This is a genomic window from Paraburkholderia caffeinilytica (genome assembly GCF_003368325.1).
Taxonomy (GTDB): Bacteria; Pseudomonadota; Gammaproteobacteria; order Burkholderiales; family Burkholderiaceae; genus Paraburkholderia; species Paraburkholderia caffeinilytica.
Window position 1 is genome coordinate 3,170,904 of the sequence record NZ_CP031467.1, and the last position, 26,647, is coordinate 3,197,550.

The 26,647-nt window shown below is 62.7% G+C and carries 23 protein-coding genes and 1 pseudogene; 14 read left to right on the forward strand and 10 right to left on the reverse strand.

Translation table 11 applies throughout. The features are described from left to right. The first annotated feature begins 96 nt into the window (after window positions 1-96). A complete protein-coding gene (locus DSC91_RS30450; RefSeq protein ID WP_115782256.1) occupies window positions 97-1,176 on the forward strand; it encodes a glycosyltransferase family 4 protein in 1,080 nt (359 codons plus the stop codon). Between the two features lie 144 nt (window positions 1,177-1,320). Here DSC91_RS30450 and DSC91_RS30455 read toward each other — a convergent pair whose 3' ends face one another. Then, a complete protein-coding gene (locus DSC91_RS30455) occupies window positions 1,321-2,619 on the reverse strand; it encodes an O-antigen ligase family protein (protein WP_115782257.1) in 1,299 nt (432 codons plus the stop codon). Window positions 2,620-3,125: 506 nt separating this feature from the next. On the opposite strand from DSC91_RS30455, the gene DSC91_RS30460 reads away from it, so the two are divergent. After that, the gene (locus tag DSC91_RS30460) at window positions 3,126-3,971 is read left to right on the forward strand and encodes a glycosyltransferase family 2 protein (RefSeq protein WP_115782258.1); all 846 of its coding nucleotides are present in this window, start codon (window positions 3,126-3,128) and stop codon (window positions 3,969-3,971) included. A gap of 106 nt (window positions 3,972-4,077) precedes the next feature. Here the strand turns inward: DSC91_RS30460 and DSC91_RS30465 are convergent, their stop codons facing one another. Next, complete coding sequence (locus tag DSC91_RS30465; RefSeq protein ID WP_115782259.1) at window positions 4,078-4,398, reverse strand: hypothetical protein; 321 nt, start codon at window positions 4,396-4,398, stop codon at window positions 4,078-4,080. 155 nt (window positions 4,399-4,553) lie between these two features. On the opposite strand from DSC91_RS30465, the gene DSC91_RS30470 reads away from it, so the two are divergent. From DSC91_RS30470 to DSC91_RS30485, 4 genes and pseudogenes are all read left to right on the forward strand, one after another. Continuing rightward, on the forward strand, window positions 4,554-5,477 hold the full coding sequence (locus DSC91_RS30470; RefSeq protein ID WP_115782260.1) for a recombination-associated protein RdgC: 924 nt from the start codon (window positions 4,554-4,556) through the stop codon (window positions 5,475-5,477). A gap of 109 nt (window positions 5,478-5,586) precedes the next feature. Further along, window positions 5,587-5,928: pseudogene (locus tag DSC91_RS30475) on the forward strand (DUF308 domain-containing protein); the annotation flags it as partial. Between the two features lie 623 nt (window positions 5,929-6,551). Continuing rightward, a complete protein-coding gene (locus tag DSC91_RS30480) occupies window positions 6,552-8,876 on the forward strand; it encodes a DUF6531 domain-containing protein (protein ID WP_229758256.1) in 2,325 nt (774 codons plus the stop codon). After that, entirely contained in the window at window positions 8,876-9,136 is a 261-nt protein-coding gene (locus tag DSC91_RS30485) for a hypothetical protein (RefSeq protein ID WP_115782261.1), read from the forward strand. The genes DSC91_RS30480 and DSC91_RS30485 overlap by 1 nt, the downstream gene beginning before the upstream one ends. A gap of 134 nt (window positions 9,137-9,270) precedes the next feature. On the opposite strand, the gene DSC91_RS30490 is transcribed toward DSC91_RS30485, so the two are convergent. Beyond that, window positions 9,271-9,990, reverse strand: coding sequence for a glycosyltransferase family A protein (locus DSC91_RS30490; protein WP_341869799.1), 720 nt, complete (start codon window positions 9,988-9,990; stop codon window positions 9,271-9,273). A gap of 317 nt (window positions 9,991-10,307) precedes the next feature. Between DSC91_RS30490 and DSC91_RS30495 the strand changes: the two genes are divergently transcribed. Next, window positions 10,308-10,634, forward strand: a complete 327-nt coding sequence (locus tag DSC91_RS30495) for a transglutaminase N-terminal domain-containing protein (RefSeq protein ID WP_229758257.1) — start codon at window positions 10,308-10,310, stop codon at window positions 10,632-10,634. Window positions 10,635-10,748: 114 nt separating this feature from the next. Then, window positions 10,749-11,552: a transglutaminase-like domain-containing protein gene (locus DSC91_RS30500; protein WP_115782263.1), complete on the forward strand. Its 804-nt coding sequence runs from the start codon at window positions 10,749-10,751 to the stop codon at window positions 11,550-11,552. 83 nt (window positions 11,553-11,635) lie between these two features. On the opposite strand, the gene DSC91_RS30505 is transcribed toward DSC91_RS30500, so the two are convergent. The 3 genes from DSC91_RS30505 to DSC91_RS30520 all read right to left on the reverse strand — a co-directional run bounded on the left by DSC91_RS30505 (window position 11,636) and on the right by DSC91_RS30520 (window position 15,448). Beyond that, a complete protein-coding gene (locus DSC91_RS30505; protein ID WP_115782264.1) occupies window positions 11,636-12,844 on the reverse strand; it encodes an MFS transporter in 1,209 nt (402 codons plus the stop codon). Window positions 12,845-13,034: 190 nt separating this feature from the next. Continuing rightward, window positions 13,035-13,511 carry a VOC family protein gene (locus tag DSC91_RS30510; RefSeq protein WP_115782265.1) on the reverse strand — a complete coding sequence of 159 codons (477 nt, stop codon included), beginning with the start codon at window positions 13,509-13,511 and terminating at the stop codon, window positions 13,035-13,037. 299 nt (window positions 13,512-13,810) lie between these two features. Beyond that, a complete protein-coding gene (locus tag DSC91_RS30520; RefSeq protein WP_244218029.1) occupies window positions 13,811-15,448 on the reverse strand; it encodes an SH3 domain-containing C40 family peptidase in 1,638 nt (545 codons plus the stop codon). Between the two features lie 384 nt (window positions 15,449-15,832). On the opposite strand from DSC91_RS30520, the gene DSC91_RS30525 reads away from it, so the two are divergent. The 5 genes from DSC91_RS30525 to DSC91_RS30545 all read left to right on the forward strand — a co-directional run bounded on the left by DSC91_RS30525 (window position 15,833) and on the right by DSC91_RS30545 (window position 19,568). Then, window positions 15,833-16,255, forward strand: a complete 423-nt coding sequence (locus DSC91_RS30525; protein ID WP_115782267.1) for a TOBE domain-containing protein — start codon at window positions 15,833-15,835, stop codon at window positions 16,253-16,255. 177 nt (window positions 16,256-16,432) lie between these two features. Beyond that, on the forward strand, window positions 16,433-16,933 hold the full coding sequence (locus DSC91_RS30530; RefSeq protein ID WP_115783564.1) for a GAF domain-containing protein: 501 nt from the start codon (window positions 16,433-16,435) through the stop codon (window positions 16,931-16,933). 164 nt (window positions 16,934-17,097) lie between these two features. Next, window positions 17,098-18,177 carry an aromatic ring-hydroxylating oxygenase subunit alpha gene (locus DSC91_RS30535; protein WP_115782268.1) on the forward strand — a complete coding sequence of 360 codons (1,080 nt, stop codon included), beginning with the start codon at window positions 17,098-17,100 and terminating at the stop codon, window positions 18,175-18,177. A 42-nt stretch (window positions 18,178-18,219) separates the two neighbouring features. Beyond that, complete coding sequence (locus DSC91_RS30540) at window positions 18,220-18,387, forward strand: rubredoxin (protein ID WP_115782269.1); 168 nt, start codon at window positions 18,220-18,222, stop codon at window positions 18,385-18,387. Next, a complete protein-coding gene (locus tag DSC91_RS30545; RefSeq protein WP_115782270.1) occupies window positions 18,384-19,568 on the forward strand; it encodes an NAD(P)/FAD-dependent oxidoreductase in 1,185 nt (394 codons plus the stop codon). The genes DSC91_RS30540 and DSC91_RS30545 overlap by 4 nt, the downstream gene beginning before the upstream one ends. A 159-nt stretch (window positions 19,569-19,727) precedes the next feature. On the opposite strand, the gene DSC91_RS30550 is transcribed toward DSC91_RS30545, so the two are convergent. Next, window positions 19,728-20,648 (reverse strand): LysR family transcriptional regulator, encoded by a 921-nt coding sequence (locus DSC91_RS30550; protein ID WP_115782271.1) that lies wholly within the window; start codon window positions 20,646-20,648, stop codon window positions 19,728-19,730. Between the two features lie 432 nt (window positions 20,649-21,080). Here DSC91_RS30550 and DSC91_RS30555 point away from each other — a divergent pair, with 432 nt between their 5' ends. Beyond that, entirely contained in the window at window positions 21,081-22,799 is a 1,719-nt protein-coding gene (locus DSC91_RS30555; protein WP_115782272.1) for a putative bifunctional diguanylate cyclase/phosphodiesterase, read from the forward strand. A gap of 167 nt (window positions 22,800-22,966) precedes the next feature. Here DSC91_RS30555 and DSC91_RS30560 read toward each other — a convergent pair whose 3' ends face one another. From DSC91_RS30560 to rng, 3 genes are all read right to left on the reverse strand, one after another. Next, window positions 22,967-24,121: an extracellular catalytic domain type 1 short-chain-length polyhydroxyalkanoate depolymerase gene (locus DSC91_RS30560; protein WP_115782273.1), complete on the reverse strand. Its 1,155-nt coding sequence runs from the start codon at window positions 24,119-24,121 to the stop codon at window positions 22,967-22,969. A gap of 129 nt (window positions 24,122-24,250) precedes the next feature. Beyond that, window positions 24,251-24,676, reverse strand: coding sequence for a CopG family transcriptional regulator (locus DSC91_RS30565; RefSeq protein ID WP_115782274.1), 426 nt, complete (start codon window positions 24,674-24,676; stop codon window positions 24,251-24,253). Between the two features lie 492 nt (window positions 24,677-25,168). Further along, window positions 25,169-26,638: a ribonuclease G gene (gene rng, locus DSC91_RS30570; RefSeq protein ID WP_115782275.1), complete on the reverse strand. Its 1,470-nt coding sequence runs from the start codon at window positions 26,636-26,638 to the stop codon at window positions 25,169-25,171. Window positions 26,639-26,647 lie beyond the last annotated feature (9 nt).

Here is a 26,647-nt window from a genome sequence, read left to right on the forward strand (position 1 = left end):
TGTAGCGTCACGGGGCCATCCTTTACAATTGCCGCTGTCCCGAAAACCAGGCCGCGCGGTTCTCCGCCGCGCGGGCGCTTCACAGAGAACCGATCCTTGTCCGACCCGACCCGGCGTCCTGTCACCGACATCGCCTTGACCGCCCAGGCGCTGAAAAACAGCGGCGGCGCCGAGCGCTACACGCGCGACGTGATTGCCGGCCTGCATCGGATGGGCCTGCGTCCGACGCTGTTCGCCCGCGAGATCGACCGCGCGCTGCCTGAAGCGGCATGGGTCGACGCCCAGCCGCTCAATGTCCGTTGGGCGCCGCGCAAGCTGCGCAACCTGGCGTTCGACTGGCGTCTCAAGCAACGGCTGAAACGGCATCGTCCTGCGTGTGTCTTCTCGATCAATCACTCCACGCACGCCGACGTCGCGTTGTGCGGCGGCACGCATCCGGGTTCGCTCGCGGCCGCCGGCCGCGCCGCGCGCCGCAGCGACGAATGGCAGATCGACATGGAGCGGCGCGTCTATTCGCAGGCGCGTTCGATCGTCGCGCATTCGCAATTGATGAGCCGCGAGTTGCAGCGCTTTTACGGCGTGGCGGCCGACCGTATCGACGTGCTCTATCCGCCGGTCGACACGGCGCGCTTCCAGCCGTTGAACGACAGCGAACGAGCGGCGGTGCGCCGTCAGTTCGATCTTCCCGACGATCGCGTGATCTTCGTGTTTTCGTCGACCAGTCACGAACGCAAAGGCTATCCCTTGCTGGAAGCGTTTTTTGCGCAGACCACGCTGCCGGTGTGCCTGGTGGTGGCCGGCCGGCCGGTGCCGAAAACCAGCGACACGATTCGCTATGTCGGGTACTGCAAGGAAATCGAAAAGTTGTTTGCCGCTGCCGATTTCACCGTGGTGGCGTCGGCGTATGAGCCGTTCGGTCTGGTGGGGGTCGAGTCGGTGATGTGCGGCACGCCGCTTGTGATCGCCGACAACGTCGGCTCGGCGGAGACGGTCACCGGTACTGCGAAGATCGAGTTTTCGCGGCAGTCGGCAGGGAGTTTCGAGCGCGCCATTCTGAGCGCGATGGAGCGCGTGCAAGGCGGCGACGCGCGCATCGCCGAGCCGTTGCGCAGCCTGGTCTATGACCCGAGCGTCGATGCTCATGTCGCCGCGCTCTATGAGATGTTCACGCGTTGAACCGGCCGCGCCGCGCAAAGTGGCTGGGGCGGCTGAAATGGGGGCATTCGCGATTGGATCGGGCCGAGGCCGGCACAACGCGGGGTTTGAGTCGGCGGAAGTGGCCCGACGCCGGCTCGACGTCGGCCTCACGCCGCGCTCGAATCAGGCCTTGACGCCGGCAGCGGTTTGGCGGGCCGAAGGCGATCCGGCCGGTTGCGCCGCGGCAAGTTCACGCTTGCGCGCATCGATCACCGCGAGAAACGTGGCGACCAGTAGCGCGAGCAGTACCGTCACCATGATCGGCACGAGGACGTCGATGGTCAGCCCGAAAATCACCGTGCTGGTGGCGACCGCCAGACCTGCATAGGACGCCGCGCGAATCGCCGGGTCGCCCGAGCGCCGGTGACGCCAGAAGTACACCGAGATGCCGTAGTAGAACAGCAACAGGCAGATCACGCCGACCGCGCCCATCTCGGCGAGGGTCGAGAAAAAGTCGCTATGGGCGCGCTCGTTGACGATCTGGCTCTTCACTTCGCCACGCTTGGCCAGCACACCCAGCTCGTCCACCAGACGCCCCTTGCCGACGCCGTACACCGGATGACGCGTAAAGATCAGCCGCGACGCATTCCACAACTGAAGGCGCAGGCCTACCGATGTGTAGTCTTCGCCCTGATGCATCATCGACACATCGTTCGGTACTTCGGCGAGGCGTTTCTGAACCCGCTCGGTCGACAGGAGCGCCCCCGCGCCGATCACGATCGCCAGCGTCGTTATCAGGAAACGCTTCTTGTGTGCGTACCACTGGTACTGCAAGCCGAGCAGCACGACAAACACGGGCACGGCCAGCCAGCCGCCCCGGCTGCCCGACAGATAGGACGCGTAGCCGCCGCCCACCAGCGCCAGCAGTCGAAGCCCCAGCACACGCCAGTCGCGCGGCTTGTCCCAGCCCATGGTGAAGACCGACAGGAACCCGAGCAGCAGCGCGGTATCGCCGAACGGAATCGCATTCGTATAGGAATTATTCAGACGATTCGCATCCGTCCAGCCGCCGGCGGGTTGATCGACGAGTGCCCAGATGCCGGCCGCCAGCGCGCCGGCGGCACAACCCCAGCCGATCATGCGCAGATGCCTGGAAGGCAATTGCCGCAGCAGAAGGAAGACTGGCAGGGCAAGCATGAAGCGCGACAATGCGTCGAACTGACGCGGCAGCCAATAACCGAGCAGCGCCTGCTGGACGGCGATTGCCACGATAAAAGCCAGCATGCCGATCGTGTACCAGCGGTAAGTGCGCAATCCGGAGAAGTATCCCGGCGTGCGCCGGTTGGCCACGGCGGCGCCGAGCGCCAACGCGAGAATGACGAAGAAGCAGTAGCCCGTGCCGCCGCGCCATACGAGATTGACCGCGGGTGCGAAAAACAGCAGGGCTGTGCTGAGCCAGACCAGACTGGGAGCAAAAATCATAGGGCAACAATATGTAAGAACACTACCGTTCCGGTGGTGCAGTGGCGATGGCCGGACCCTTGGGTGCTTTTTCTAAGACGGTAGAGCGATCGCGATTATAACCGTGGGTCTCCTTGCAAAACGCTTGCTGAAGCACTCGGTAATGTGCTTGTCGAAGCGGCGCGGCCGTCGGCGTCACCTTGCCCCGGAGAGACTGGCGCAAAAGACAGCCGCCGTGGCCGCGGTGGCGTTTGGGCCGGGGCAACCGCCGTATTTGTCATATGAGCGGGCCGCGGCGGTACAATCCCCGGCGAAACTGACGGGCGATGCTGTTTGGGCCACCCGCGCGGCGCCGGGTTCCCACGGTGCCCGCAGACACACACGTCGCCGGCGATTCTCCGGCGCCGCTACCGGAGGATGTCGCCGGGACGGCAGCCATTTACATTGCATTGCACTGCACCACGCCGGATTGCCAATGCGGGATTGAACCGCGTTCGCGCCGGCGGCAAGCTCAACGGACCGAATCGATGTTCTCTATCATCATCCCGACCTGGAACAATCTGCCTTACCTGCGGCTCGTGATCGAGAGCCTGCGGCGTCATTCCACGCATACGCATCAGATCATCGTGCACGTGAACGACGGCTCGGACGGCACTTTGGCCTGGGTGCGCGACGAGGGTATCGAACACACCGCGTCGCCCGGCAACATCGGCATCTGTCACGCCGTCAATATCGCGGCGGCGCGCGCCACGCAGGACTACATCGTCTACATGAACGACGACATGTACTGCTGTCCCGGCTGGGACGACGCGCTCGTCAAGCGCCTCGCGCAGATGCCGGCCGACAACCTGTTCATGCTGTCCGGCACCATGATCGAACCGGTCGACTCCGGCAATCCGTGCGTCGTCGTGCAGAATTTCGGCCGCGACGTGGAGAGTTTCCGCGCCGGCGAACTGGTGGCCGCCACACCGCAACTCGTGCGCGCCGACTGGCGTGGCGCCACCTGGCCGCCGACGCTCGTGCATCGCGACTGGTGGTTCAAGGTCGGCGGCTATAGCAGCGAATTGAGCCCCGGCATGAGCAGCGACAACGACTTCTCGATGAAGCTGTGGGACGCCGGTTGCCGGGTGTTTCTCGGCGTTGGCGACAGCCTGGTCTATCACTTCCAGCAAAAGAGCACCGGCAAGGTCGTCAAGAACGATGGGCGCCGCCAGTTCCTCAACAAGTGGGGCATGACGCAAGCCACCTTCGATCGTTATTTCTTGCGACGCGGCACCGCGGTGGAAGGCGCTCAGGCAGTCGGCGAACCCGAGCGGACCGGCCGTCTGCGGCGTGCGTTGCTCAAGTCGCGCATCAAGCGCGCGTTTAGCTGAAACAGGTGCGCGTATTTGTGCGCGCATCCGCATGGTCCTTTGCAGCATGTGGCGGCGGACATCCGGCGGCGTTGTGCGTGCCGAGGCGCGTACGGAAGCGTGTGCCTTATACGCCGCCCGTCACCAGCGGCAGCACCGTCAAATCCGGGTGCGTGCCGTCGACAATGCTGCGCCCCACGTGCACCCCTTCATAGAGCGCTTCCTCCACGCTGGCGAAGCTCTCCTCGCCGTCCGCATGGAACGGCACCGAATGTCCGGGGATGGCCGGATCGGCGCCCGGATGGCACACGTAACCCACATACGTGCAACGATTATCAGGCACGGCCGACGGCTTCGTTTCGTCGCGCGGGTTTTTCGGGAAGGGTGCGACGTGAATTTCGAAACCCTCGTATTCCACCATCTGCCAAGGTGCGGTTTCATCGGCCATGGCCGCCTCCGTCTTTGTCGCGTCTATCAGAAAGTCTAGGTGATTTGAACGTAAAGCGCGCCCTGAGACTGATGCGGCAAACCACGATGCTTCGACCGTGCGCTCTTCGCGGTGTCATATAGAATGACGCGCTTTGCCCGTACAAGACCCCGCCCATGTGGTTCAAAAACCTTCAGTTGCACCGTCTTCCCGCTCCGTGGTCCGTCACCCCTGAACAAATGGAGAAATGGCTCGCGCCGCACGCGTTCGCGCCCGGCAACAGCGTCGAGATGCAAAGCCACGGCTGGGCGTCGCCGCGCGACAACGACTCGCTGGTGTATTCGCTCAACGGCCAGATGCTGCTGGTGTTTCGTGCCGAAAAGAAACTGCTGCCGGCTTCGGTCGTCACGCAAGTGACCAAGGCGCGTGCGCTCGAACTCGAAGAGCAGCAGGGCTTCAAACCCGGCCGCAAGCAGATGCGCGAACTCAAGGAGCAGGTGACCGATGAACTGCTGCCGCGCGCCTTCAGCATCCGCCGCGATACGCGCGTGTGGATCGATACCCGCAACGGTTGGCTCGTGATCGATGCGAGCTCGCAAGCGGTCGCCGACGAAGTGCGCGGCCTGCTGGTGAAGTCGATCGATCAACTGCCGCTCGGCACGGTGCGCGTCACGCAGTCGCCGGTTGCGGCGATGACCGGGTGGCTGCTTTCCGGCGAAGGTCCCGCGGGTTTCACGCTCGACCAGGACACCGAGTTGCGCTCGCCGGCGGAAGGCAACGCAACGGTGCGCTACGTCGGACATACTTTGGATGCCGAAGATATGCGCCGCCATATCGAAGCCGGCAAGCAATGCATGCGGCTCGCGATGACATGGGACGATCGCGTGTCGTTCGTGTTGACGCCTTCGCTCACGATCAAGCGGATCGCACCGCTCGACGTGCTCAAGGAAGCGAGCGACCCCACCGCGCAGAACGACGACGAGCGCTTCGATTCCGATGTTACGCTGATGACCGCCGAACTCGATCGCATGCTGTGCGATCTGCTCGACGCGCTGGGCGGCGAGCAGGGCGTGGACATGCCGCAAGCCGCGGCGGCGTGAGTGACAGTCATCTGAGCTGCGCTTGTCCGTGGTCGTGCGGTGCCCCGGCGCGATGCATTCGTGCGACGGCGCCGCGTGGCAGCGTCGTCAAGCGCGAACCACCGCTACGCGTCCGGACACCACCTACAACCTGAAGTACCGCAATTGCTCGAGCAGCGTATCGCGCGCACTGGAAGCGGCGATCGAAGGCGCATCGGCGCGCGTATGGGGCGGCCTTGGCGGCGGGCGGCCGTTTCTGCGGGGGATGACGGCGCCGGAGTTGTGGGTGGCCGCGCAACTGCGCGAACGCGCCGCGACGATGGCGTGGACCCCGGGCCTCACGCTCGACTATGCTCGCGCGCTCAGTATGCTCGCCGACCCGCGTCCGTCGGGCTGGGTGAAGATGGCGCGCCTCGCCGTGCGCCGCATGGTGCGCTCGCGGCAGCAATGGCGTGAGGAAGAGCGCAGTGCGCCGGCCACGATTGAACCACGACTTAGCCACAGCCATCGCGCGACATGGCCAGGCACCGCGCATGCCCAAGTTCGACGTAGCGGTGAAAACAGCAGGCGTATCAAGAGCTTGCCGATTTTGCCGGGCAGTTATGCACAGCCTTCTGAACAAAAACTGGGGATAACTTTGTGGCCGCTGTCCGGGCGGTTTGCCTGTGAGGTTTAGCCCGTTCTTCAAGAGTCCGGTTTTTAATCGCATTGTGTGCTGTTGTTAGCGCCCGTAGCGCTTTCTGGCGCTATCTATCACGCTTTCGTGGTCACGTGCTACGCCCCCGTTTTTTCCCTTCCGGCTGCCACAGGTTCGAGTGTCAGCCGCTGATCTCTTTCGCGTACGAATATCCCTCCTCTCTTGTTCCGATTGTTGTCACTTCGACGCGGTGGTGACTGACGGGCTACTGCGTGTTTCCCCGCGGATTGCGTAGGCGCCGTGAGCGCGACGTTTGTACTGGCACAGCGGAAATGTAGTTTTAGGAATTGTCGGATAGCGGGGATGGAATGCTCCTTATAGGGTGCTTGGGTCTCAAACAAGTAAAACAAATAAGGATGACTATAAAAAACAGAAGGTCTACAGAGAGTCCTGCAGGCATGATGGCCCGCCTGCTGACCGCATTCATGCTGCTCGTGGTCGCGTTTGGCGCCAACGCGGACGATTGCTTCACGCTTTACTCAAAGTCCGGTGCAACGCCGGGTTCAAAGACCTGCAAGATTGACGTGACTAGCAATACCCCAGGCGGGATGGGCAACTACGCCTGTATCAATGACCTCGCTCTAATCGAGCAGTGGTGCAACGCAACCGACAATCCGTCCGATGACTCCTGCCCGGTGGCAGACCCGGTGTTTCCAGCAAACGGCAACGTGACGATTTCCGAAGCTGACTTTGCCAGCGGTGATACGTCTCCCCTTGTCTTTCATCGAACATATCTTTCGAAGCCCTACGACAAGACGCAGACTGCGATGGGCGGCTACTGGGTCAACAACTGGCAGCGAAGACTTGATCTGTCGGCGGTTAATGCGAGCACGCCGAAAATCGTCGCTTATCGGGGTAACGGGCAGCCTCTGACATTCAAGTGGATTAGCGGAGCGTGGGCCGTGCCGGGAACCGCGGGTCTCTCCCTAACGAAAGCCGGCGACGGGTACTTATACCTCAAGGACGAACTGCTCGGTACGACCGAAGCCTATGCGGAGATCAGCGGCAAGTTCTATTCCGAAACAACCCGCACGGGTGTGATCCGCAAGGTTTTCTATGACGGCAGGCAGCGGCTGTCGGCGATCGCCTGGTGGCCGGCCGATAACGTAATACCGGCAACAGCGACATCAATCAGGCTGGAATACGACAGTAGCGACCGCGTCATTACCTTGGTCGATCCTTTGGGAATGCCCACCGACTATGCCTACGACGGGAAAGGCAATCTTGCATCGGTAACCAGACCCTATGGCTACGTTCGTCAGTATCTCTACGAGGACGCCCGTTTTCCAAACGCATTGACAGGCGTAAAGGACGAATCCGGATCGCGGGTTGCGACGTGGACCTACGATTCCAGCGGACGTGCAATCTCGGTCACGCATCCCGACACGACACGGAATGTGTCGCTCAGCTACGGTTCCGGTACGACGACGCTCAGCGACCTATCTGGCACCAGCACATACTCCTTTGATGCCGGAGTCACCTTGCGTCCTCGAACAATTACTACGCCAGCGGGCGCGGTATCGAGGACGTGGGATTCGGCAGGGAATCTGAAGCAGAGGCAGACGCCAGATGGAGGTGTCCAGTACATCTGGGACAGCGCCAACCGGCCAACGAAAGCAATTGCAACCGTTACCGGAAATAAGACCGTAACGACGATTGAGTACGCCGATGCCAGTTCATTGCGTCCGCATCTCGTTGCGACGCCGGGCAAGATCCGTGCGTTCGTCTACGACGCGCAGGGCAACGCCACTGGCTACGCGGAGGTGCAAACGACTGACCTGACAGGCGAACAGGGGATGCAGGCGGTCGGGGCGGGCAGCAAGACGACGGTCGGCGCAAGTTACGACGGAGCGGGCCGTCTCCTGTCAGCCACGGTCATCGAGGACGGGCAGAAGCTTGAGGACTGGACCTATACGTACGACGCAAAGGGCAACATCGCCACGACGAAGGATGCTGTATCGGGGTGGGCGATGCGAACGCTTGAGCGTAACGCCGCGAACCGGGCGACACAGATAGCCGGTAATAGCGGGCAGGCAAGCATCACTTACTATGGTAGTCGCGTTACGTCGTTTCAGTATAACGAACCGGCAAGTTCGGTTAATGGCGGACTCGCCCGTGTACTGGCAGTCGACTATCAATACGCTGCGAATGGCTCGGTGTCGTCACATTCGGCGAAGGTCTCGACTAACGGCGCGTGGTGGCAACCGATCAGCGACGCTGAGCTAGGCGTGTGGCTGACCAATTGGGAGTTGGGCAACGACCCGGTTGCGCCGCCGCCTATGCTCACGGGAATCAAGGGAGATGCCGGGGCCTTCGTTCCGGAAATGTGCGTTGAATGCTACATGGCGTGGAAAGCGAAGTTCACAGGGAAGCTTTTCGATAGTGAATTGAGCGATACATTGCCGACTTGGGGTGAGACAACCGAGCTAATGCTGAGCGATCAGTCGCAGGTTCCTTATCCTACTCTTGTGCCAGACCTGACTGGCTCCGCGAAGAGGTCAATGCTTTACGGCGCGCTCTTCGGAGCCGCGAGCGGTGACGGGGGTATGGTTAAATGTGGGAGCCGCGGTGATATAGAGTGGCGTGAGGGGGAATGTCATGCGAAGTATGAATCAGATATGCGTTTGTGCGCTTCGATCGCCTACCCGATGGGCGGCAAGCGTGGCGTCGCGCTATGCAAACAGCAGGCATTCCTAGACTATCAAGAGTGCAGAGGGTATTGATGGCTATTGATCCACCCCGTTCCGTAGTTCTGAACTACGACCAAGACAGTCAGCGATTGAATGTGCAGTTAGTTGAACCTGCCAAGCTGGCCCCGCTTCTGGCTGGAAAATTCACAGTGCCAATCCTGCTAGACGAATTCGATTTCAGGCTTGACGACGAGTTCGCGCGTCGGCTTGGAGTCGCAATGCTCAATGCGATCGCCTTGGGTCAGCCTGAAATCAGGCAATATATGACTGTCACGCAGCAACCAATCGACTAGTCGCCAGAAAAGTAATTGATCGGATGTTGTGCGCCATGACCGACCGATGTTTGGTCATGGCGCCAAGGCGAAGCGGACGGCCGCGCCGCGCAAGCTGCCACACATGATTTTGTGTGCACACGACTGCCATCACATCACCGGCCGGATGCTCCTCCCATCGCCTTAAATTGCGCGTAACTAACCATCTGAAAATGCTCACGGCCTGGCAGTTTTGCAATGATCTTTGAGTCGTCGGGCGGAATCTCTCCGAACATCTCGTAGTGAAATGCGAGCGTGCTCACGTAGTTGACGGTTGGCGCGGTGGAATGGAAATGAAGGTAACCACCGGTTTGCACGGCGTTCCAGAATACCCTGTCGCCGCTGATACTTTCGCGCGGGTCCTTGAATAGCCACGCCGCGCATGCGGGAAAGGCGGAGCGCGTAAGGAAATAACAGTTGGTGTCGTTGAAATCGAGGCCGTTGGATTCCTTGCAGATGCCAAGCATACGGCCGTCGGTGGTGAAAATATTCCGAGCTGCCGTGACTACCTGCGCACCCGTTTCCTCGACGATCATGCGCATCGTTTCGACATGGTTTGGCTCATACCAGTTGTCGGCGTCGAGAAAACAGATCGCATCAAATCCATTCGCGGCCGCGCAGGCGGCACCTACACCGCGAGGGGTATCCCCGTAGTCGGCGTGATTGGGAATCTTGATGTGCACGACACCTGGCCAGCTATCAACGTCGGAGTCAGGGAATCCATCGGCGACCATAAAGTGGGTCACGCTAGCTGCTTGCGCAAGGGTGCTTTCATGACATTTTCGTAGGACGTGACGCGGCTCTTTATAGTAGGCGCTAATGACGGCGACTCGCATGGAGGCTCTTCGTGAGATCGATGGAGCGGGGGATTGTAGCTATTGGCAACGCATCTCAGGCTATCTCGATTACATGCCGTCCGTGACGCCACCGTGCATCCAGCGGTGCTGCCGTCAAATGAGTGATTTCAACCAATATGGCGGGTGTATGCTCAAAGCGAAATCTTGTCGACGACAGCACCCCGCCACGCCGAATTCTGGCCGTGGCTCTTTCGGGATCAAACCGTGCCTGGCGCTCAGCGCCTACTACGGCAGCAGTTTTACTTGCGTGAACGTGATGCTCAGGACGAGTCCGGTTTCATCCATCGGCCTGTCAGATGACCGAGCCACAGCGTTTCACAGTGCGTCACGTCAGCGTCTATCGTTACTCGGAACCCGTGCGGTTCGGCGAACACCGGATGATGTTCCGCCCGCGCGCCAGCCACGACTTGCGCCTCGTCACGAGCCGGTTGGTGATTACGCCGACGCCGTCGCGGCTGCACTGGCTGCACGACGTGTTCGACAATTCCGTGGCGGTCGCGAGTTTCGTGGGCAAGGCGAGCGAATTGCGCTTCGACAGCGAAGCGACGCTCGAACACTTCGAGACGCCGCTGCCCGACTATGTGTTCGAGCCATACGCTGCGAGCGTGACCGAAGGTAAGTGAGAGGCGGGCCGGATGAATCGGCTTGTACAAATCGAACGTGTTTGCCGGGAGCGTCAACTCAGGTTGCTCCCCGTGCGCGTCAACTGAACGTTTCAACTGAAAGAGGGCGTCGCGATGAAATTGCGCGTTGGCTACGAGCTGGTCTATGAGTGCGTGCAACCGACGCCGATGATGCTGATGTTGAACACGCACTATTCGCACGCGAAGGACGTGCTGAGTCCGGATTTGCTGGCGGTCAATCCGCCGGTGCCGATCAGCCAGTATCGCGACGGATTCGGCAATCTGTGCAGCCGGATCGTGGCGCCGCAGGGACTGATTGCGTTGTCGACGAGTGCCGTGCTCGAAGTGTCGTCCGAGCCTGAGAGTCGGCCGCCGCTGACCGAGCAGCATCCGGTGGAAGCATTGCCCGACGATACGCTGGTGTTTCTGCTGGGCAGCCGATATTGCGAAACCGATCTGCTGTCCGAATTTGCGTGGCAGACGTTCGGCAAGATGCCGCTCGGGCGCGTGCGCGTGGATGCGATTTGCAATTACGTGCACGAGCACATTGTGTTTGGCTACGATTTCGCGCGGCCGACCAAGACAGCGTGGCAGGCGTGGCAGGAGAGGAAGGGCGTGTGCCGGGATTTCGCGCATCTGGCCGTGACGCTGTGCCGGGCGATGAATATCCCCGCGCGATATTGCACGGGATATATCAGCGATGTCGGCACGCCGCCGCCGTACGCGGCGATGGATTTCGCCGCGTGGTTCGAAGCCTATGTGGGAGGCTGCTGGCAGACCTTCGATCCGCGGAACAATGTGCCGCGTACGGGGCGAGTCTTGATGGCTCGCGGAAGAGATGCAGCCGACGTCGCGATCAGCAATGCGTTTGGGGTGACACAGTTAATGAAGTTCGATGTGGTGTGCGAGGCGATATAGCATCCATTCGCCTTCGGCGGCGGCTTTGTGGCGCCGGCGGCGCAAAGCCCAGGCATTTTCGGCCGTCGAGGCGTTTGTAGGCGTCATTCTCCGAGCACGAGCGCGCGCTTGCGCCGCAACAGCGCCGAGCCGATCGACACCGCCACGCCGACGCAACCCATCGCCGCCGAGAGAACCACGATCAGCAAGCCGGTTTGCGCCCGGGCCGAAAACACGCCGACCAGCAAACCGGCGAGCGGTTGCGTCATGTTGTTCAACAGGATCACCACGCCGGTTGTCTTGCCGTAGTCCTCGGGCGGGATGATTTTCTGCCGTGCGCTGCGGATATAGACATTGAACATCTTGTCGAAGCCGACAATCAGCAGGAAGCCGAATGCATAGCCCCAGGGCGCCGCACTCGCGCCGGCGATCACGCCGCCGGCACAGATTGAAATGAACGCGGCCCGGCCGAGCGTCGGTGCAGGCCAGGCGTTACGTGCGATCGTCAAAAGAATCAGTACCGTGGCCACGGCGCCGGCGGTTTGCAGGCCGGCATAGTAGCGGTTCGATTGCGCGTGAAAACCGGTCACCATCGCAGCGGATGTCGCGAGCGTCACACCGATCACCAGATTTTCGGCGGCGGCGAGCAGGACGATTTTCTTCAGACCGGGTAGCACCAGCACATGGCGCAGCGCGATGCGCAGGGGCATCGTCCAGTGACTCGAGGCAGCGGGCGGTGGATCGCCGGCGCGGAAACCGCTGGTGCGTTGCCACAGCAGCAGCGCCGCATCGGCAAGCAGAAACAGCATGCCGGTTGCGCCGACCACCCACTCCCAACGCCACACGCCGAGCAGTAGTGCGGCCAGCATCGGGCCGAGTACGAAACCCAGCTGGTCGGCCAACTGCGAGTAGGCGAGCACACGCTGGAACTGCTGCGTGCTGAAGATCTGCGGCAGCATGACTTCGCGTGCGACCAGCCCCTGGCTCGTGAGCACGCCGCACAATGCCGACAGTGCAATCAGCCAGCCGATGCCGCCAACCAGCGCATACGCCAGCACGCCGCCAAAACACACCAGCGCCCGCACGGTCTGGCTCACCCGCATCAGCTTGAGCGGCGAGATGCGGTCGCACAAGGCGCCGAAGAAGGGGAATACCAGGTAACGCGGCAGGGTTTCGACAAAGAACGCAAGACCTGACCACGAGACCTGGCGCGTCGTCTGAAACACGACGAGCGGAACGAGGAACAGCAGGACCTGGTCGGCGAGACGCGCGACAAACAGCGAGCAGAAGAAAGCCTGATGGTTGACGCGCACCGTTCATGTCCCGCCGTTTATGGGTCGAGACCGATCCTATCAAAGATCGACGGGCCGCGGTCCCGTAGTCTGATGGTTCCATGGAAGCCGCCCGTATGAAAACGGGCGGCTTCTTCCGGGTGACGCTCGAACCACAGGCATGGCGCGATTTCCGGCGTACGACCTCCTCGTCATGGCTGGCGTCTGCGGCTTATTGCGCGCCGCATCCCGCGCCCTGCATGCCTTCCTGAATCTGTTCCGGGGTCAGGTCGCGCTTGTGCGTGGCGAGCGACCAGCTGTGGCCGAACGGGTCCTTCACCTGGCCGTAGCGGTCGCCCCAGAACATGTCGGCAAGCGGCATGACGACGGTTGCGCCAGCCTCGACGGCCTGCTTGAAACTGGCGTCGACGTCTTCCACGTAGTAGTGAATCGTGACCGGCGTGCCTTTCAGCGCGTTCGGGCCCAGCGCGTTGTGATCGGGCCATTCGTCGGTCAGCATCAGCACGGAGTCGCCGATCTTCAGGGAGGCGTGCATCACTTTGCCGCCCGGCCCGGGCAGACGGTATTGCTCGACGGCGTTGAAAGCCTTGGTGTAGAAGGCGATGGCGTCCGCGGCGTTGGCGCAAATCAGATACGGGGTGAGCGAGTGCATCCCGTCCGGGATCGGTTTGACAGCGGTGCTGGACATGACGGCGTCTCCTTGAAGTAACAGGTTCGTGAGTTGAAAGACCGGCTGCGTGAGCCAGGCCTTCAACGTTACGACGAGTGCATCACGGTCGAATCGACACTCCGGAAAAAATATTTTTCAAGCGCGCCCGTGCGGCGTGGATGCGGGCGTGGGAATGGACAGGGAGGGGGACGTCGGCGTGGGCATGGACGCAGACGTCTGCGTGGACATGGGCATAAACGTGGGCATGGGCGTGGGACTGCGGCGCGGGGGTGGCGCCGCGCAGGCTCAACCGGCCGGGATCGGCATCCGTTGTTGCTTCAACCGGCCGGATTGTCGTCGTCCGTTGGCGCGGCGGGTGTGGAAGGTGCTGACGGCGTCGCCGCGCCACCGCCCGGCGCGCCGAGGATGCTGATCTGGAACGTCGGGGTCGCCGCGAGCGATTGCAGCGTCGCGTCTTCCGGAATGTGTTCGAACAGCGGCAGGATCACCGAGCCGCCGATCACCGCGCGCCGGCTGTTGTCGCCCGGACGCAGGCCCCACACGTCCTGGTAGACCACCGGCACCGCGACGCCGTTGCGGGTCGTGTTGCCGATGTACAGCATCACATGCCCGCCGATGTAGATCAGCGTGCGCAACGGTTCGCCATGCTGGGCCAGGTAATCGAGCCGTTGCGCGGGTGTCGACGCGGACAGATCGATCATGCGTCCCGCGCTCATCTGCGTCGACGAATGGCGCGGCAGCCACACGCCGAACGTCGCGAAGATGCTTTGCAGTTCCGACGAACAGTCGTTGTACAGGCCACTATTGCCCCAGCCGTACGGCCGCCCGATCAGCGTCTTCATCAGCATCGCGAGATGCCGCGGGGTGGCGGCGAGCGGCATCGGAGCGATCTGCGCATCGCTCAGCCGGGCGGTGCGGATGATCGCCTGGCCGTCCACATCTCGGGCCGGGACCAGGAGTTTGCGGGAGGCGGGGGCGTCGGCGGCGTCGCTCGCGGGTTGATTTGCCGGTGGTGCGGGCCGTGTGGCGTTGTCCGGCGCGAGCGGCAGCAACGTGCCGGCCGGCGCGTCGAAGCGGAACACGCCGCGGCTGTCGCGCACCGGCGCCGAGGCGACTGTCACGGCGCCCAACGACTTCGCGGTGGCGGCGCGCCACGTGTCGACGAAGCTGTCGCCGGTCAGGCCGACACCGTCGCTGCGCACCCAGCCTTGCACGTCGGGTGTCTGCACGTAGCGCCACGCGCCGTCGACACTGCTGCCCAGCACATACAGCGGCGTGCCGGGACGCACGGCTGAAATCTGCAGGTTGTCGAACGGATAGCCTTCGCCGGCGAGGTGACGATCGTAGAACGACGGGTCCGTGGTGGGCAGTTCGCGCACCATCAGGTTGCTGGTGGCGATCGCGCGGCGTTCGGGCTTGTAGACGGCCTCCTGCGTGAACTGGGCGACCTCCATGTTTTGCGCGATGGCGTCGATCCACGCCTTGTCGTGCGGCCGGAAATTCTCGCCGTAGCCGATTGCCGCGCCGCTCTTGCCGGTGTTGTCGAACTTGTCGATGCGGCGTTGCTGCAGCGCGACGATGTCCGCGCCGTGCTGGCGATAGACGCGCATCGCCACGTAAGCGGCGTTCCACGGCGACTGCGCGGTCGTGCCGGTGCCGAAATAGCGCGCGTAGAGGGCGCTGAAGTGCGCCTGCTGATCCGCGGGACGCAGGAACGGCTGGTCGTAGGCGGGGCTGTCCGGTTCGAGCCAGTGGTCGACGTTCTGGTCGTAATTGGCGATTGGGAACAGCGCGACCGTATCGACGCTCGCGCGGGCATCGCGGGTCGGCGGCGGATTGCTGCAGGCGGCGAAGGTAGCGGCAGCCGCGAGGGCGGCGCATAGCGTGGCGGCACGGCGGGCGTGCGGCAGTCGGGCGGCCAGGCGTGTGACAAAGCGTGCTGCAAAGCGGGGCATGACGGCGACAGGCATGGAGTTCGACGGTGATGGTCCAAGGGCACGATGATACGGTGTCGCGCAACGCCCCGGGCAGCGGATGCGTAGTGCACTGACGTGGAACGAGCGAGTGGGCTTTCTGGCGCTTACACGCACCTAGCCGGCGCTAGCGCCACGTCTCACGACATGAGGGCGACACGAAGGCGATCACCGGCGCTGGGCCCTCACGGCGTTATGAGTGTATTTACACAACGCTTATGTGTTTTCATTGAGTTTCGAATCGTCAATAGCGGCAGTGCCATACCGCACTTCACACGCAAGCGGCCGCACGGGCCGGGCGTTTCCTTACACTCGACACATCGCCTCGAAGCGTTTTTCACGAGGCGCCACAACCAGGAGAACATCATGCAAACCAGCGCACGCAATCAATTCGCCGGCGAAGTCGCCGAAGTCAAACATGGCGCCGTGAACGACGAAGTCACGTTGCGCACCCAGGACGGGCTCGAGATCGTCGCGATCATCACGCACGGCAGCGCGACGTCGCTCGGCCTCGCTGCCGGCAAGAAGGCTTTCGCGCTGGTCAAGGCGTCGTCGGTGATCGTGATGGTCGACGTGGCGGAGAACCAGGTGTCGGCACGCAATTGCATCGCCGGTACGGTCTCGGCGGTCACCCGGGGCGCGGTGAATTCGGAAGTGACCATCAGCGCGGGCGGCGCGCGGATCGCCGCGATCATCACCAACGATAGCGTCGACCGCCTCGCCCTCGCGAGCGGTAAGGCTGCGACGGCGATCTTCAAGGCATCGAGCGTGATCATCGGCGTCGAATGACGATCGACGCATGGCGTTGGCCACAGGCTTGGAGTCTGGACAACGCCATCCGGCCGCGCGTGGATCGGGCGGAAAGAGGGCGGCATGCGCGGCGCGGCGCGGCGTGAAGGAAATGGCGGCTTGATTTACACTGCACGCCTCGCGGTTCCTCTTTCCGCTTTCATTACGGACGCTGTCATGTTCGAAGTCTCCTCCGCCTCGCATCTCCCCAAAGCCGCGCACTACGAAGAACTGGTCGCCCAGGCGCGCGCGCTGCTCGCCGACGAAACCGACTGGGTCGCCAACGCCGCGAATTTCTCGGCGTTCGTATTTCATTCGCTGAGCGATCTGAATTGGGCCGGTTTCTACTTCCACGACGGCCGCGAACTGGTGGTTGGGCCCTTTCAGGGCAAGCCTGCCTGCGTCCGCATCGCGCTCGGCAAGGGTGTGTGCGGCACGGCTGCGCAAACCCGTCAGACGCAAGTGGTGCGTGACGTGCATGAATTTCCCGGCCATATCGCCTGCGATTCGGCATCGCAATCGGAAATCGTCGTGCCGCTCGTCGCGCCGGACGGCACGCTGATCGGCGTGTGGGATGTCGACAGCCCGGTCGTCGCACGTTTCGACGCGGAAGACGCGAAGGGGATGGAAGCGCTGTGCGCGGTGTTTATCGAAGCCGCGCTGCCGCGCGTATCGTAGGCGTTCCGGAACGAAACGATCCCGCTGTGCGGCGCGACCCTATGCTTTTTCGTACATAGACTAGATGCACTTCAGGGGATGGGTCGGCGGACCTCATCCCGCTATCGTTCTCTCCACGCGCTCAAGACAGCGCGACGAACCCCCACCAGGTTTTGGAGACATGCATGAGTTCCGCCACTGCTACTGCCGCCGTTACTGCCACCGCTGCGCCGCTGACATTCCAACGTTCCCCCGCTTTACCCCGCAATTGCACCTTCGATAGCCACGACTGGGAGATTCTCAGCCGCTACTGGCATCCGGTGGCGTTCGCCGCCGACGTGACCGACAAACCCATCAGCGTGACGCTGCTCGACGAGCCTTTGGTCGTGTTCCGCTCGAATGGTCAACTGGTGAGCGCGCGCGACATCTGTCCGCATCGCGGCGCGCCGCTCAGCCAGGGATGGGTCGATAACGGCGGCATCGTGTGCCCGTATCACGGCCTCGCGTACGGCAGCGACGGCAAGTGCAAGCACATTCCGTCGCAAACTGACGGTCCGATTCCCGAGCGCCTGCATCTCGTCACGTATGCGACGCAGGAAGCTTACGGCCTCGTGTGGGTGTCGCTAGGTGGCGGCACTGAAGCGTTGCCCGCGTTTCCCAACTGGGACGATCCGGACTTCCAGCAGATCCTGCCGCCCTCGATCGACATCAACGCTTCGGCGGGACGTCAGACTGAAGGCTTCATCGACGTCGCGCATTTTGCGTGGATTCACCACGACAGCTTCGCCGACCGGCACAACCCGGTGGTGCCGCAGTATTCGGTGGAACGGCGCGAACGCGGCATGCATGCGGAGTACGTGAGCACGGTCAGCAACTTCCCGAAGTCGATGCAGCATCGCGCGCCTGAGGGTTATCTCTGGCATCGCTTCTTCGACGTGGATGTGCCGTTCTTTGCGCGCCTGACCGTCCACTTTCCCGATAACGGCCGCCTGTCGATTCTGAATGCCGCGAGCCCGGTGTCCGCGCGCAAGACTCGCCTGTTCGTGCCGATCGTGCGCAACTTCGATAAGGATTTGCCGCTCGAGGATGTCTACGCGTTCAATCGTCAGGTGTTCGAAGAAGATCGCGCGATCGTCGAACAGCAACGCCCGGAAGATTTGCCGATCGACCGCGCGGCGGAAGCGCCGATTCTTGCCGACCGTTCGTCGGGTGCCTACCGTCGGGCGTTGGCCGAGATCGGCCTGGGCCAGGCGTATGTGCGCTAGTTCGTACTGCGGGTTCGTGATGGGTGATTTGGGAGAGAAGCCATGAAAGTATGGGAATGCGTGATCTGCGGCTTTCGCTATGACGAAGCACTGGGTCTGCCGGAAGCGGGCATCGCGCCGGGCACGCGCTGGGAAGACGTGCCGGACGACTGGTTGTGCCCGGACTGCGCGACCGGCAAACACGACTTTGAAATGCAGGTGGTCGCATGACGGACGCTCAGCATCAGGACAACGGGCAGCCGGTCGTGATCGTCGGCACCGGCATGGCGGGCTACACGGTCGCGCGCGAATTGCGCAAGCTCGACAGCACGGTGCCGATCGTGTTGATCAGCCGCGACGACGGCAGCTTCTATTCGAAGCCGATGTTGTCGAATGCGCTGGCGATGAAGAAAGAGCCGCAGACGTTGGCGAGTTTCGACGCCATGGCGATGGCCGCGCAGCTGGGCGCATGGATTCGTGTCAATCAGCGAGTGGAGCGCATTGTGCCGGCCGAGCGCACGCTGCTTGTCGACAATGCGTTGCTCGGCTACGGCAAGCTGGTGCTGGCCACGGGCGCGGACCCGCGACGCCTGAAGGTGGCGGGCGATGGCGCGGCCGACGTGATGTCGATCAACGACCTCGGCGATTACGCGCGTTTCAGGTTGGCGCTCACGCGCTGCCGCTCGGTGGCGATTCTGGGCGCGGGTCTGATCGGCTGCGAGTTCGCCAACGATCTGGCGGCCGCCGGTTATACGGTCAGTCTGATCGATCCTGCTTCGACGCCGCTGGCGCGCTTGCTCCCGCAAGACGTGGGCGAGATTTTCGCCCGCGCGTTGGATGAGGGCGGCATCCGTTTTCATCCTGGCCGCAGTGTGGATCGTATCGATCGTTTATCGGACGGTTATCGGCTGACGTTCGCCGAAGGCGAGCCGATCGTCGCGGATCTGGTCGTGTCGGCGGTTGGTCTCGTGCCGCGCACGGCGCTTGCGGCCGCCGCGGGTCTTGAGATCGATCAGGGCATCCGCACCGATGCATGGTGCCGCACCAGTGCGCCGGATATCTATGCACTCGGCGATTGCGCCGCGATCGACGGCAAAGTGCAGCCGTACGTCCTGCCGATCATGCACGCCGCGCGGGCGCTCGCGCGCACCCTCGCCGGGCAGCCGACGCGCGTCGCCTTTCCGGTGATGCCGATTACCGTGAAGACGCCTGCGAGTCCCGCCGTCGTCGTGACGCCCGAAGGCGAAGGCGCATGGTCGATCGAAACCGCCGGCGACGCGGCGAAACACGCGGCGCGCGCCGTGTGCCGGCATGCCGGCAGCGAGCGTCCGTTGGGCTTCGCCTTGCTCGGTGCGGCGATCGATGGCAAGGCCGCGCTGCTCAAGGCCATGGCAGAAGGGGCCGCCAGCTAACCCATAACAATCTTCCGTCTGACCGACCTCACTTTGTGATCGCACGGTGTTTTAAGGGCCTGTCACCTGCAACGCATCCGATGATCGCATTCGCGCCGCAAGCTTTGCTTGCGGCGTTTTTTTATCCGCCTGAAGGAGGTGCGTGGTGCTGGAGAATGCTTAGGAAGCCAGATCTTTGGCGACGTTGGCGATCAGCCTGCGCAGCCAGATCGCGGCAACACTGCGATGCGTGCGGTCGTGCCAGAGTTGATAGTAGGTGAGGGCCTGCGGCTCGCCGGGAATCGGCTCGATACGTAGCGGCAGCAGTTTGGTGTAGTGCGTCGCGAGCGCGCGGGTGGTGGTGAACAGCAGATTGGAGCGCGCCAGCACGTAGGGCGCCATGCCGAAATACGGCAGCGTCGTGGTGACGGTGCGCGACAGGCCGTTGCGGGCGAGTTCGATATCGACCGTGCCCCACGACGTCGTGTTGTAGGTCATCACCGCCAGGTGTTCCGCTTCTTCGTAGACGGGCTTGCTAAGCCGCCCCGGCTTGATGGGATGGCCGTTGCGCATCAGGCACACCAGTTCGTCCTTGCACAGCGGCTGCAGATGCAGATGCTCCGGTGGCGTGCGCCAGTTGCCGATCACCAGATCGAGAAAGCCGCCTTCCAGGCCGTGTTCGTAGCCGCCGTCCACCATCATCAGATGCCTGAACTCGAGCTTCGCACCGGGTGCTTCGCGATGAAACGCGTCGACCACGGCCGGGACGAAGAACGCATCGAGATAATCCGGCGAGCCGATCCGGAAGGTCTGGTTCGTGGTGGCCGGATCGAACGACGTGGTGGGATGCAGAATGGCCGCGATATTGTTCAGCGCCTGCGCCGTGGGTTCGATCAGCGTGAGTGCGTGCGCGGTGAGGACCATCCGGCTGCCGCTGCGTACCAGCAGCGGATCGCCGGTCATGTCGCGCAGTTTGCGCAGCGCCACGCTGACGGTCGGCTGCGATTGTCCGAGCAACGTTGCCGTGCGCGACACGCTCGATTCGGTGAGCAGCGTGTGCAGCACCTTGAGAAGGTGCGAATCGATGATTTCCTTGGACATGAACGACGGGACCCTGTTTCGTGCGGATCCATGCAGTGGGGCGGCGGATTTTTATCGAAGGATCGCGAGCAAAATATATCGGCGGATATAACGGTCGTCAATCCGTCGGAGCCCTGTGCCAAGGCGTCGAAGGCCGGTGCGCATTGAGTCATGAGGCGCGGCGTATCCCGGCAATAGCGTGCGCTTTATGGTGTGCGCGATGACGGGTGTATCGCTGCCGGAATCGGGGAATACACCGGGGGAAACGATTGTCGCGAGAGGTGTGCGGCCGGTGCGGTGGACCCGGCCAGGAAAGCCGCTATCATACGCACGTTACCCGGCGGATCGGACCGAAACCGCCGGGTTTGCCGGTTGCGCGGTGCGCGTCAGGAAACAAGCTCACCCGCTTTCCTCATTCGTTTTTAATACCCAGGAAACTCAAAGGCCGGCGCGATGCAAGCTCACCCCTACGCCGAAGCGCGCACACGCGACGCCGTGCTTGCGGCGGCGCCCTACGGCATGTTCATCTGCACCGCCGACGGCACGTTCGACTCGGTCAACGCGGCTTTCGAAAAGCTGACCGGCTTTGCCGCCGAAGAATTGATCGGCCGGCGCAGCTTTGAGTGCTTGCACGACCCGGCCGAACTCGCGAAGCGGCGCGCCGAATTGTGGCCGCTGCCGCCGCTGTCGGCGCCAGGCTCGCGCTATGAAGGCGAATGGACCTATGTGCGGCGCAACGGCACCCCGATTCGCGTGGTGTTCGCGCTGGCACCGCTCGCCGCCGAGCCGGCGCATTCCGGCGGTGCAGCCACGGGATCCGCCCGCTATGTCGGCATCGCCATCGACATGACGCGCTACGCGCAGTCCGAGGCGCGCTTGTGGTACGTCTCGCATCACGACGGCGTGACCCGGCTGCCGAATCAGACGCTTTTCACCGAACGCCTCGAGCTGACCATCGCGCGCTGCCAGCGCAGCGGCCATGGCTTTACCGTGCTGATCGCCGAACTCGACCATTTGCGCAAACTGCGCGATGCGCTCGGTTTGCATGCGGCCGAACTGGTGTTGCAGATCGTCGGCGAACGGCTGCGCGGCCTGTTCCCGAACGACGGTACGATCGCCTCGATCGGTGGCACGCAATTCGCGTTGCTGATCAACGAAACCGGCGCGGCGGCCGATACTTTCGCGGCCGAGGCACTGGGCCGCATCGCTGAATCGATCGACTACGCGGGCACCGCGCTGAACATCACCGCGAGTATCGGCGTCGTCGCATATCCCGCCGACGGCGCCGATGCGCCGACGCTGATGCGCCGCGCGGGCGTGGCGCTGTCGGCCGCGTCGGCGGTGAACGGCAATGCGGTGCGGCGCTTCTCCACGGCGCTCGAAGGCCAGGCGGCGCGCCGTTTCGAATTGCAGACGATGCTGCGCGAAGCGCTCGAGCGTCAGCAATTGCATCTCGTCTATCAGCCGCAGGTGACGCTTTCCGATGGCCGCATCGCGCAAGTGGAAACGCTGCTGCGCTGGAATCATCCGCAGCGTGGGTTGATCAGCCCGGTCGAGTTCGTGCCGGTCGCCGAAGAGTCGGGCCTGATCGAGCAGATCGGCGAGTGGGTGATTCGTACCGCGTGCCGCGACGCCGGCAAACTGCTGCGGCTCACCGGTACCTTGCCGCGAGTCGCGGTGAACGTATCGCCGCAACAGTTCCAACGGCACAATCTGTTCGAGACGATCCGCGAAGCACTCGAAGATGCCTCGCTCGACCCTTCGTATCTCGAGGTGGAAATCACCGAGGGCGTGCTGCTGGGCGACACCGAGCAGGCATTGCAGACGCTCCATGCATTGCGCGAATTGGGCGTTGAAGTCGCCGTGGATGATTTCGGCACCGGCTATTCGAGTCTCGCCTATCTCACGCGCTTTCCACTCAATCGCATCAAGATCGATCGCTCTTTTGTGATGCGCATGAGTACCGATCCGCAGTGCGAGGCGCTCGTCGGCGCGATTATCGCCATGGCCCATGCGTTGAAGCTGCGGGTGACCGCTGAAGGTGTGGAGACGGCCGAACAGGCCGCGCAACTGGAAGCGCTCGGCTGCGACGAAGCGCAAGGATTCTGGTTCTCGCGACCCATCACCATCGCGGCGCTGCGCAATTTGCTGAAGCCTTTGGGCACCGGTTGACGATCTGGTCGAATGGCGGCTGTCACGCTGTCAACTTGAAGTCGCCGTCTTTCGGTTGTCGTAGCGCGTCGCACCTCCTGCACGACGCGTGTCTTCCTTCCAGCAATGTGGAAAAGAGCAAGGCGCCGATTGGCGCCTTTTCGTCTGTTCGCGTGACGACGCGAAACTCATTGTGCAGCTTCGTTAGCGTGCGGGATCGCCGTGCCGCCCATACCGGATACGCGCGGATGGGCGAGGAAGAAGCGCAGCATTTCGACCGTTGCATCGGGGCCGGCTGGGTCCGCGTACGTGCCGCGCTGACTACCGCCTGCCCATGCGTGGCCCGCGCCATGAATCGACCAGACCTCCGCTTCGATGCCGTTCGCCGCGACGAGTCGTTGCACCGTGCAACCGCGCTTGCCGCTCGCTGGGCCTGCTGCGTGCGAGGACGTGCTGGGTGTCGCGACTGTTGTAACGCCTGAGTCGAAGCCTGCTACGAGCGCTGTGGCGTTCGAGGGATGCACCGTCGTGTCCGCATCGCCATGAAACACGATGAGCGGGCGCTGCGGTTCGACGCGCGGGTGGCTGCGATGCGCTTTGCCGCCCTTCATCGCGGCGAGCGCCGAAGGCAGATCCTTCGCACTTCCGTAGGCGAGGCCGGAATGCACGCAGGCCGCCGCGTACAGATCGGGCGACGTCTTCAGCATGATGTCCGCCATGGCGCCGCCTGCCGACAGACCCGCCACGTACACCCTTGCCGGATCGACGCGATAGCGCGCCATCACCTCGCGTGTGATGCCCGCGATCAACGACGGTTCACCCTGATCGCGCTGCTGGTCGGCAGGCTTGAACCAGTTCCAGCAGGTCGAATGATTGGCTGCTTGCGACTGATTCGGATACACGACGATGAAGCCACGACGCTCGGCCATTTCGTTCATGCGCGTGCCGGCCGCGAAGTCGTCGGCATTTTGCGTGCAGCCGTGCAGCATCACGATTAGCGGCAACGGGTCGCTCTGGTAGACGGCGGGTATGTAGAGCTTGTATTGGCGTTGGCCGGCGCTGTTGCTGAAGGTGTGGGTGCTGAAGGTGCCGGGTGTGTCGGCGTCGAAAGTGTGCTCTGACGGGGCGCTGGATGTGGCGTTGGCATGTGATTGGGCCTGCGTCCAGGCTTGTGCCCATTCGTTGACGCTCTGTGGCATGGGCGGAGTGTGCGCCTTGCCTGCGTTGTCCTTGCCGCCCGCGAGCGCGCGCTGGACCGCGGCGGTCGCTTCCTTCGGCCCCTTCGTGCGCAGCAGCTCGAAGGCTTCTTTCATCGACTTCAGGAAATCTTCATTTATTTTCATGATCGAGGGCTACAAGGTTGACTTGCATTGAGCGTGGCGGGGTCAGGCGATGAGCTTTGCGCATCTGACCGTGTTCGACCACGGGTTCAACCGCGTGCTCGACCATGGGATCAGCCACGCCAGGCGCGGTTACCTGATGCGTCCGGCGAGCGCCGCCTTGACTGCGGGCGACGCGTGAAACGCGCCGAGCACCGTCACCGATGCGATCGTGGCCGCCGCAAGTTCCGGCGGCACATCGCCTGCGATGCTGGCGAGGCCGAGCACGTGAATGTCCAGTCGCTCGTTCGCGGCTTGAGCGGTTTCGAGGTCTCGCCGGGAGAAGTGCTGCAGGCCGAGCACCATCGCGCGCCGGGTCACCGTTTCCGTGACGACCTGCGCGTGGTTGGCGAGCTGGTTGCGAATCGCCGTACGGATCAGGTCGGTGCGGTTCGAGTAAAAACCCTCTTCGACGAGCAAGTCGATCTGGCCCAGGTCGACCGGGCCGAGGTTGATGGTGATCTTTTCGGTCTCGCCGCCTTTGGGGCGGGAGGTGTCGACGAGCTTGAGGTTGGCCATTTCTATCCCGATTGGTGGTCGCCTAGCATCCCAGTGCCATCCAGATAACATCCAATGGGATGGTTATACGCGCATGGTTCGAACGGCGTCAACGAGGAAATTGAGGGCCGGGAGAGATTTGGGAGCGGAAATCCGGGGTTGTTCGAGCGGCAGGCGCTTTTAGCAGAAAGGCGTGAGTAACGACGTCAACACCTGACGATCAGCGGCCACTACTGCCGGCTTCGAAGTGGCGTGCGGACTGCTTCACTGACTCAAGCAAGGTCGACGAGCGGCTGCTTTTGTGGATCAGGTGGACCTTTGAACGGCAGATATCGGGGGAGCGGCTTTGCCGGCGGCTCCAGCGGCGGCTCGGGCGGTGTGCTCAATACCCGGAAGCTGGATGAGCGTCGCGAGACTCCTTCAAGAAGTCTCGCGAGTGGAAGGCGGTCAAATCATTGAGCTGAGAGGCTTCGATCAGGTGAGCTACGAGGCGCCACGGAGCGTATCGCCGCGCTACATCAGCACGATATCGTACTGCTCCTGGCTCAAATTCGACTCCACCTGCAGCGACACCGGCTTGCCGATGAAATCGATCAGCATCGCCAGATGCTGCGATTCTTCCTCCAGGAAAAGATCGATCACCTGCTGCGACGCCACCACGCGAAACTCGCGCGGATTGAACTGCCGCGACTCGCGCAGAATCTCGCGCAGCACGTCGTAGCACACCGTGCGCGGCGTCTTCACCTGGCCCTTGCCCTGACAAACCGGGCAGGGTTCGCACAGCACATGCGCCAACGATTCACGCGTGCGCTTGCGTGTCATCTCCACGAGCCCAAGCTGCGAGAAGCCATTCACGGTCACGCGCGTGCGATCGCGCGACAACGCCTTCTTCAATTCGCCGAGCACCTGATCGCGATGCTCGACGTTCTCCATATCGATGAAGTCGATGATGATCACGCCCCCCAGATTGCGCAGCCGCAATTGCCGCGCGATGGTGTGCGCGGCTTCGAGGTTGGTCTTGAAGATCGTATCGTCGAAGTTGCGTGCGCCGACGTAGCCGCCGGTGTTCACGTCGATGGTGGTCATCGCTTCGGTCTGGTCGATCACCAGATAGCCGCCCGACTTCAGATCGACGCGGCGTGACAATGCGCGCTGGATTTCCGCCTCGATGTTGTACAGATCGAAGAGCGGCCGCTCGCCGGTGTAGTGATGCAGCTTCGACGACACCGCCGGCGTGAACTCCGCCGCGAAGTCGGCGAGCATCTGATAGGTCTCGCGCGAGTCGACCTGGATGCGCGAGGTCTCGTCATTCACGAAATCGCGCAGCACGCGTTGTGCGAGATTCAGGTCCTGATACAGCAGGCTGGTCGGCGGCATGCGCTGACCTTGCGAGATGATCGTCGCCCACGTCTTGCGCAGATACGCGACGTCTCCGGCCAACTCTTCGCTCGTCGCATCTTCGGCGATGGTGCGGACGATGTAGCCGCCTTTTTCGTCCGCGGGCAGCACGGCGGTCAACCGCGCACGCACGGCCTCGCGTTCGGCTTCGCTCTCGATCTTCTGCGAGATGCCGATGTGCGGCTCCTGCGGCAGATACACAAGCGTGCGCCCGGCGATGCTCACCTGCGTGGATAGCCTTGCGCCCTTGGTGCCGATCGGATCCTTCACGACCTGCACCATCAGCGTCTGACCTTCGAAGACGATTTTTTCAATCGGCTGATGCGGCGTTTGATGTTGCGGCTCGCCGGCAATGCGCGGATGCCAGATATCCGCTACGTGCAGGAACGCCGCGCGCTCCAGGCCGATGTCGATAAAGGCGGATTGCATGCCCGGCAACACGCGGACGACTTTGCCGAGATAGACATTGCCGACGCGTCCTCGCGACAGCGTTCGTTCGACGTGAAGTTCCTGGACGGCGCCTTGCTGGACGAGCGCGACGCGCGTTTCCTGCGGCGTGACATTGATCAGGATTTCTTCATTCATGGTGTTATT

What these genes read in the sequence shown, in the direction of transcription:
- DSC91_RS30490 (WP_341869799.1), bottom strand. Translation starts at nt 9,990, where the DNA reads ATGCGAGTCGCCGTCATTAGCGCCTACTATAAAGAGCCGCGTCACGTC.
- DSC91_RS30495 (WP_229758257.1), top strand. Translation starts at nt 10,308, where the DNA reads ATGACCGAGCCACAGCGTTTCACAGTGCGTCACGTCAGCGTCTATCGT.
- DSC91_RS30510 (WP_115782265.1), bottom strand. Translation starts at nt 13,511, where the DNA reads ATGTCCAGCACCGCTGTCAAACCGATCCCGGACGGGATGCACTCGCTC.
- DSC91_RS30485 (WP_115782261.1), top strand. Translation starts at nt 8,876, where the DNA reads ATGGCTATTGATCCACCCCGTTCCGTAGTTCTGAACTACGACCAAGAC.
- DSC91_RS30500 (WP_115782263.1), top strand. Translation starts at nt 10,749, where the DNA reads ATGAAATTGCGCGTTGGCTACGAGCTGGTCTATGAGTGCGTGCAACCG.
- DSC91_RS30540 (WP_115782269.1), top strand. Translation starts at nt 18,220, where the DNA reads ATGAAAGTATGGGAATGCGTGATCTGCGGCTTTCGCTATGACGAAGCA.
- DSC91_RS30470 (WP_115782260.1), top strand. Translation starts at nt 4,554, where the DNA reads ATGTGGTTCAAAAACCTTCAGTTGCACCGTCTTCCCGCTCCGTGGTCC.
- DSC91_RS30460 (WP_115782258.1), top strand. Translation starts at nt 3,126, where the DNA reads ATGTTCTCTATCATCATCCCGACCTGGAACAATCTGCCTTACCTGCGG.
- DSC91_RS30480 (WP_229758256.1), top strand. Translation starts at nt 6,552, where the DNA reads ATGATGGCCCGCCTGCTGACCGCATTCATGCTGCTCGTGGTCGCGTTT.
- DSC91_RS30520 (WP_244218029.1), bottom strand. Translation starts at nt 15,448, where the DNA reads ATGCCCCGCTTTGCAGCACGCTTTGTCACACGCCTGGCCGCCCGACTG.
- DSC91_RS30465 (WP_115782259.1), bottom strand. Translation starts at nt 4,398, where the DNA reads ATGGCCGATGAAACCGCACCTTGGCAGATGGTGGAATACGAGGGTTTC.
- DSC91_RS30455 (WP_115782257.1), bottom strand. Translation starts at nt 2,619, where the DNA reads ATGATTTTTGCTCCCAGTCTGGTCTGGCTCAGCACAGCCCTGCTGTTT.
- DSC91_RS30555 (WP_115782272.1), top strand. Translation starts at nt 21,081, where the DNA reads ATGCAAGCTCACCCCTACGCCGAAGCGCGCACACGCGACGCCGTGCTT.
- DSC91_RS30530 (WP_115783564.1), top strand. Translation starts at nt 16,433, where the DNA reads ATGTTCGAAGTCTCCTCCGCCTCGCATCTCCCCAAAGCCGCGCACTAC.
- DSC91_RS30550 (WP_115782271.1), bottom strand. Translation starts at nt 20,648, where the DNA reads ATGTCCAAGGAAATCATCGATTCGCACCTTCTCAAGGTGCTGCACACG.
- DSC91_RS30560 (WP_115782273.1), bottom strand. Translation starts at nt 24,121, where the DNA reads ATGAAAATAAATGAAGATTTCCTGAAGTCGATGAAAGAAGCCTTCGAG.
- DSC91_RS30545 (WP_115782270.1), top strand. Translation starts at nt 18,384, where the DNA reads ATGACGGACGCTCAGCATCAGGACAACGGGCAGCCGGTCGTGATCGTC.
- DSC91_RS30535 (WP_115782268.1), top strand. Translation starts at nt 17,098, where the DNA reads ATGAGTTCCGCCACTGCTACTGCCGCCGTTACTGCCACCGCTGCGCCG.
- rng (WP_115782275.1), bottom strand. Translation starts at nt 26,638, where the DNA reads ATGAATGAAGAAATCCTGATCAATGTCACGCCGCAGGAAACGCGCGTC.
- DSC91_RS30565 (WP_115782274.1), bottom strand. Translation starts at nt 24,676, where the DNA reads ATGGCCAACCTCAAGCTCGTCGACACCTCCCGCCCCAAAGGCGGCGAG.
- DSC91_RS30525 (WP_115782267.1), top strand. Translation starts at nt 15,833, where the DNA reads ATGCAAACCAGCGCACGCAATCAATTCGCCGGCGAAGTCGCCGAAGTC.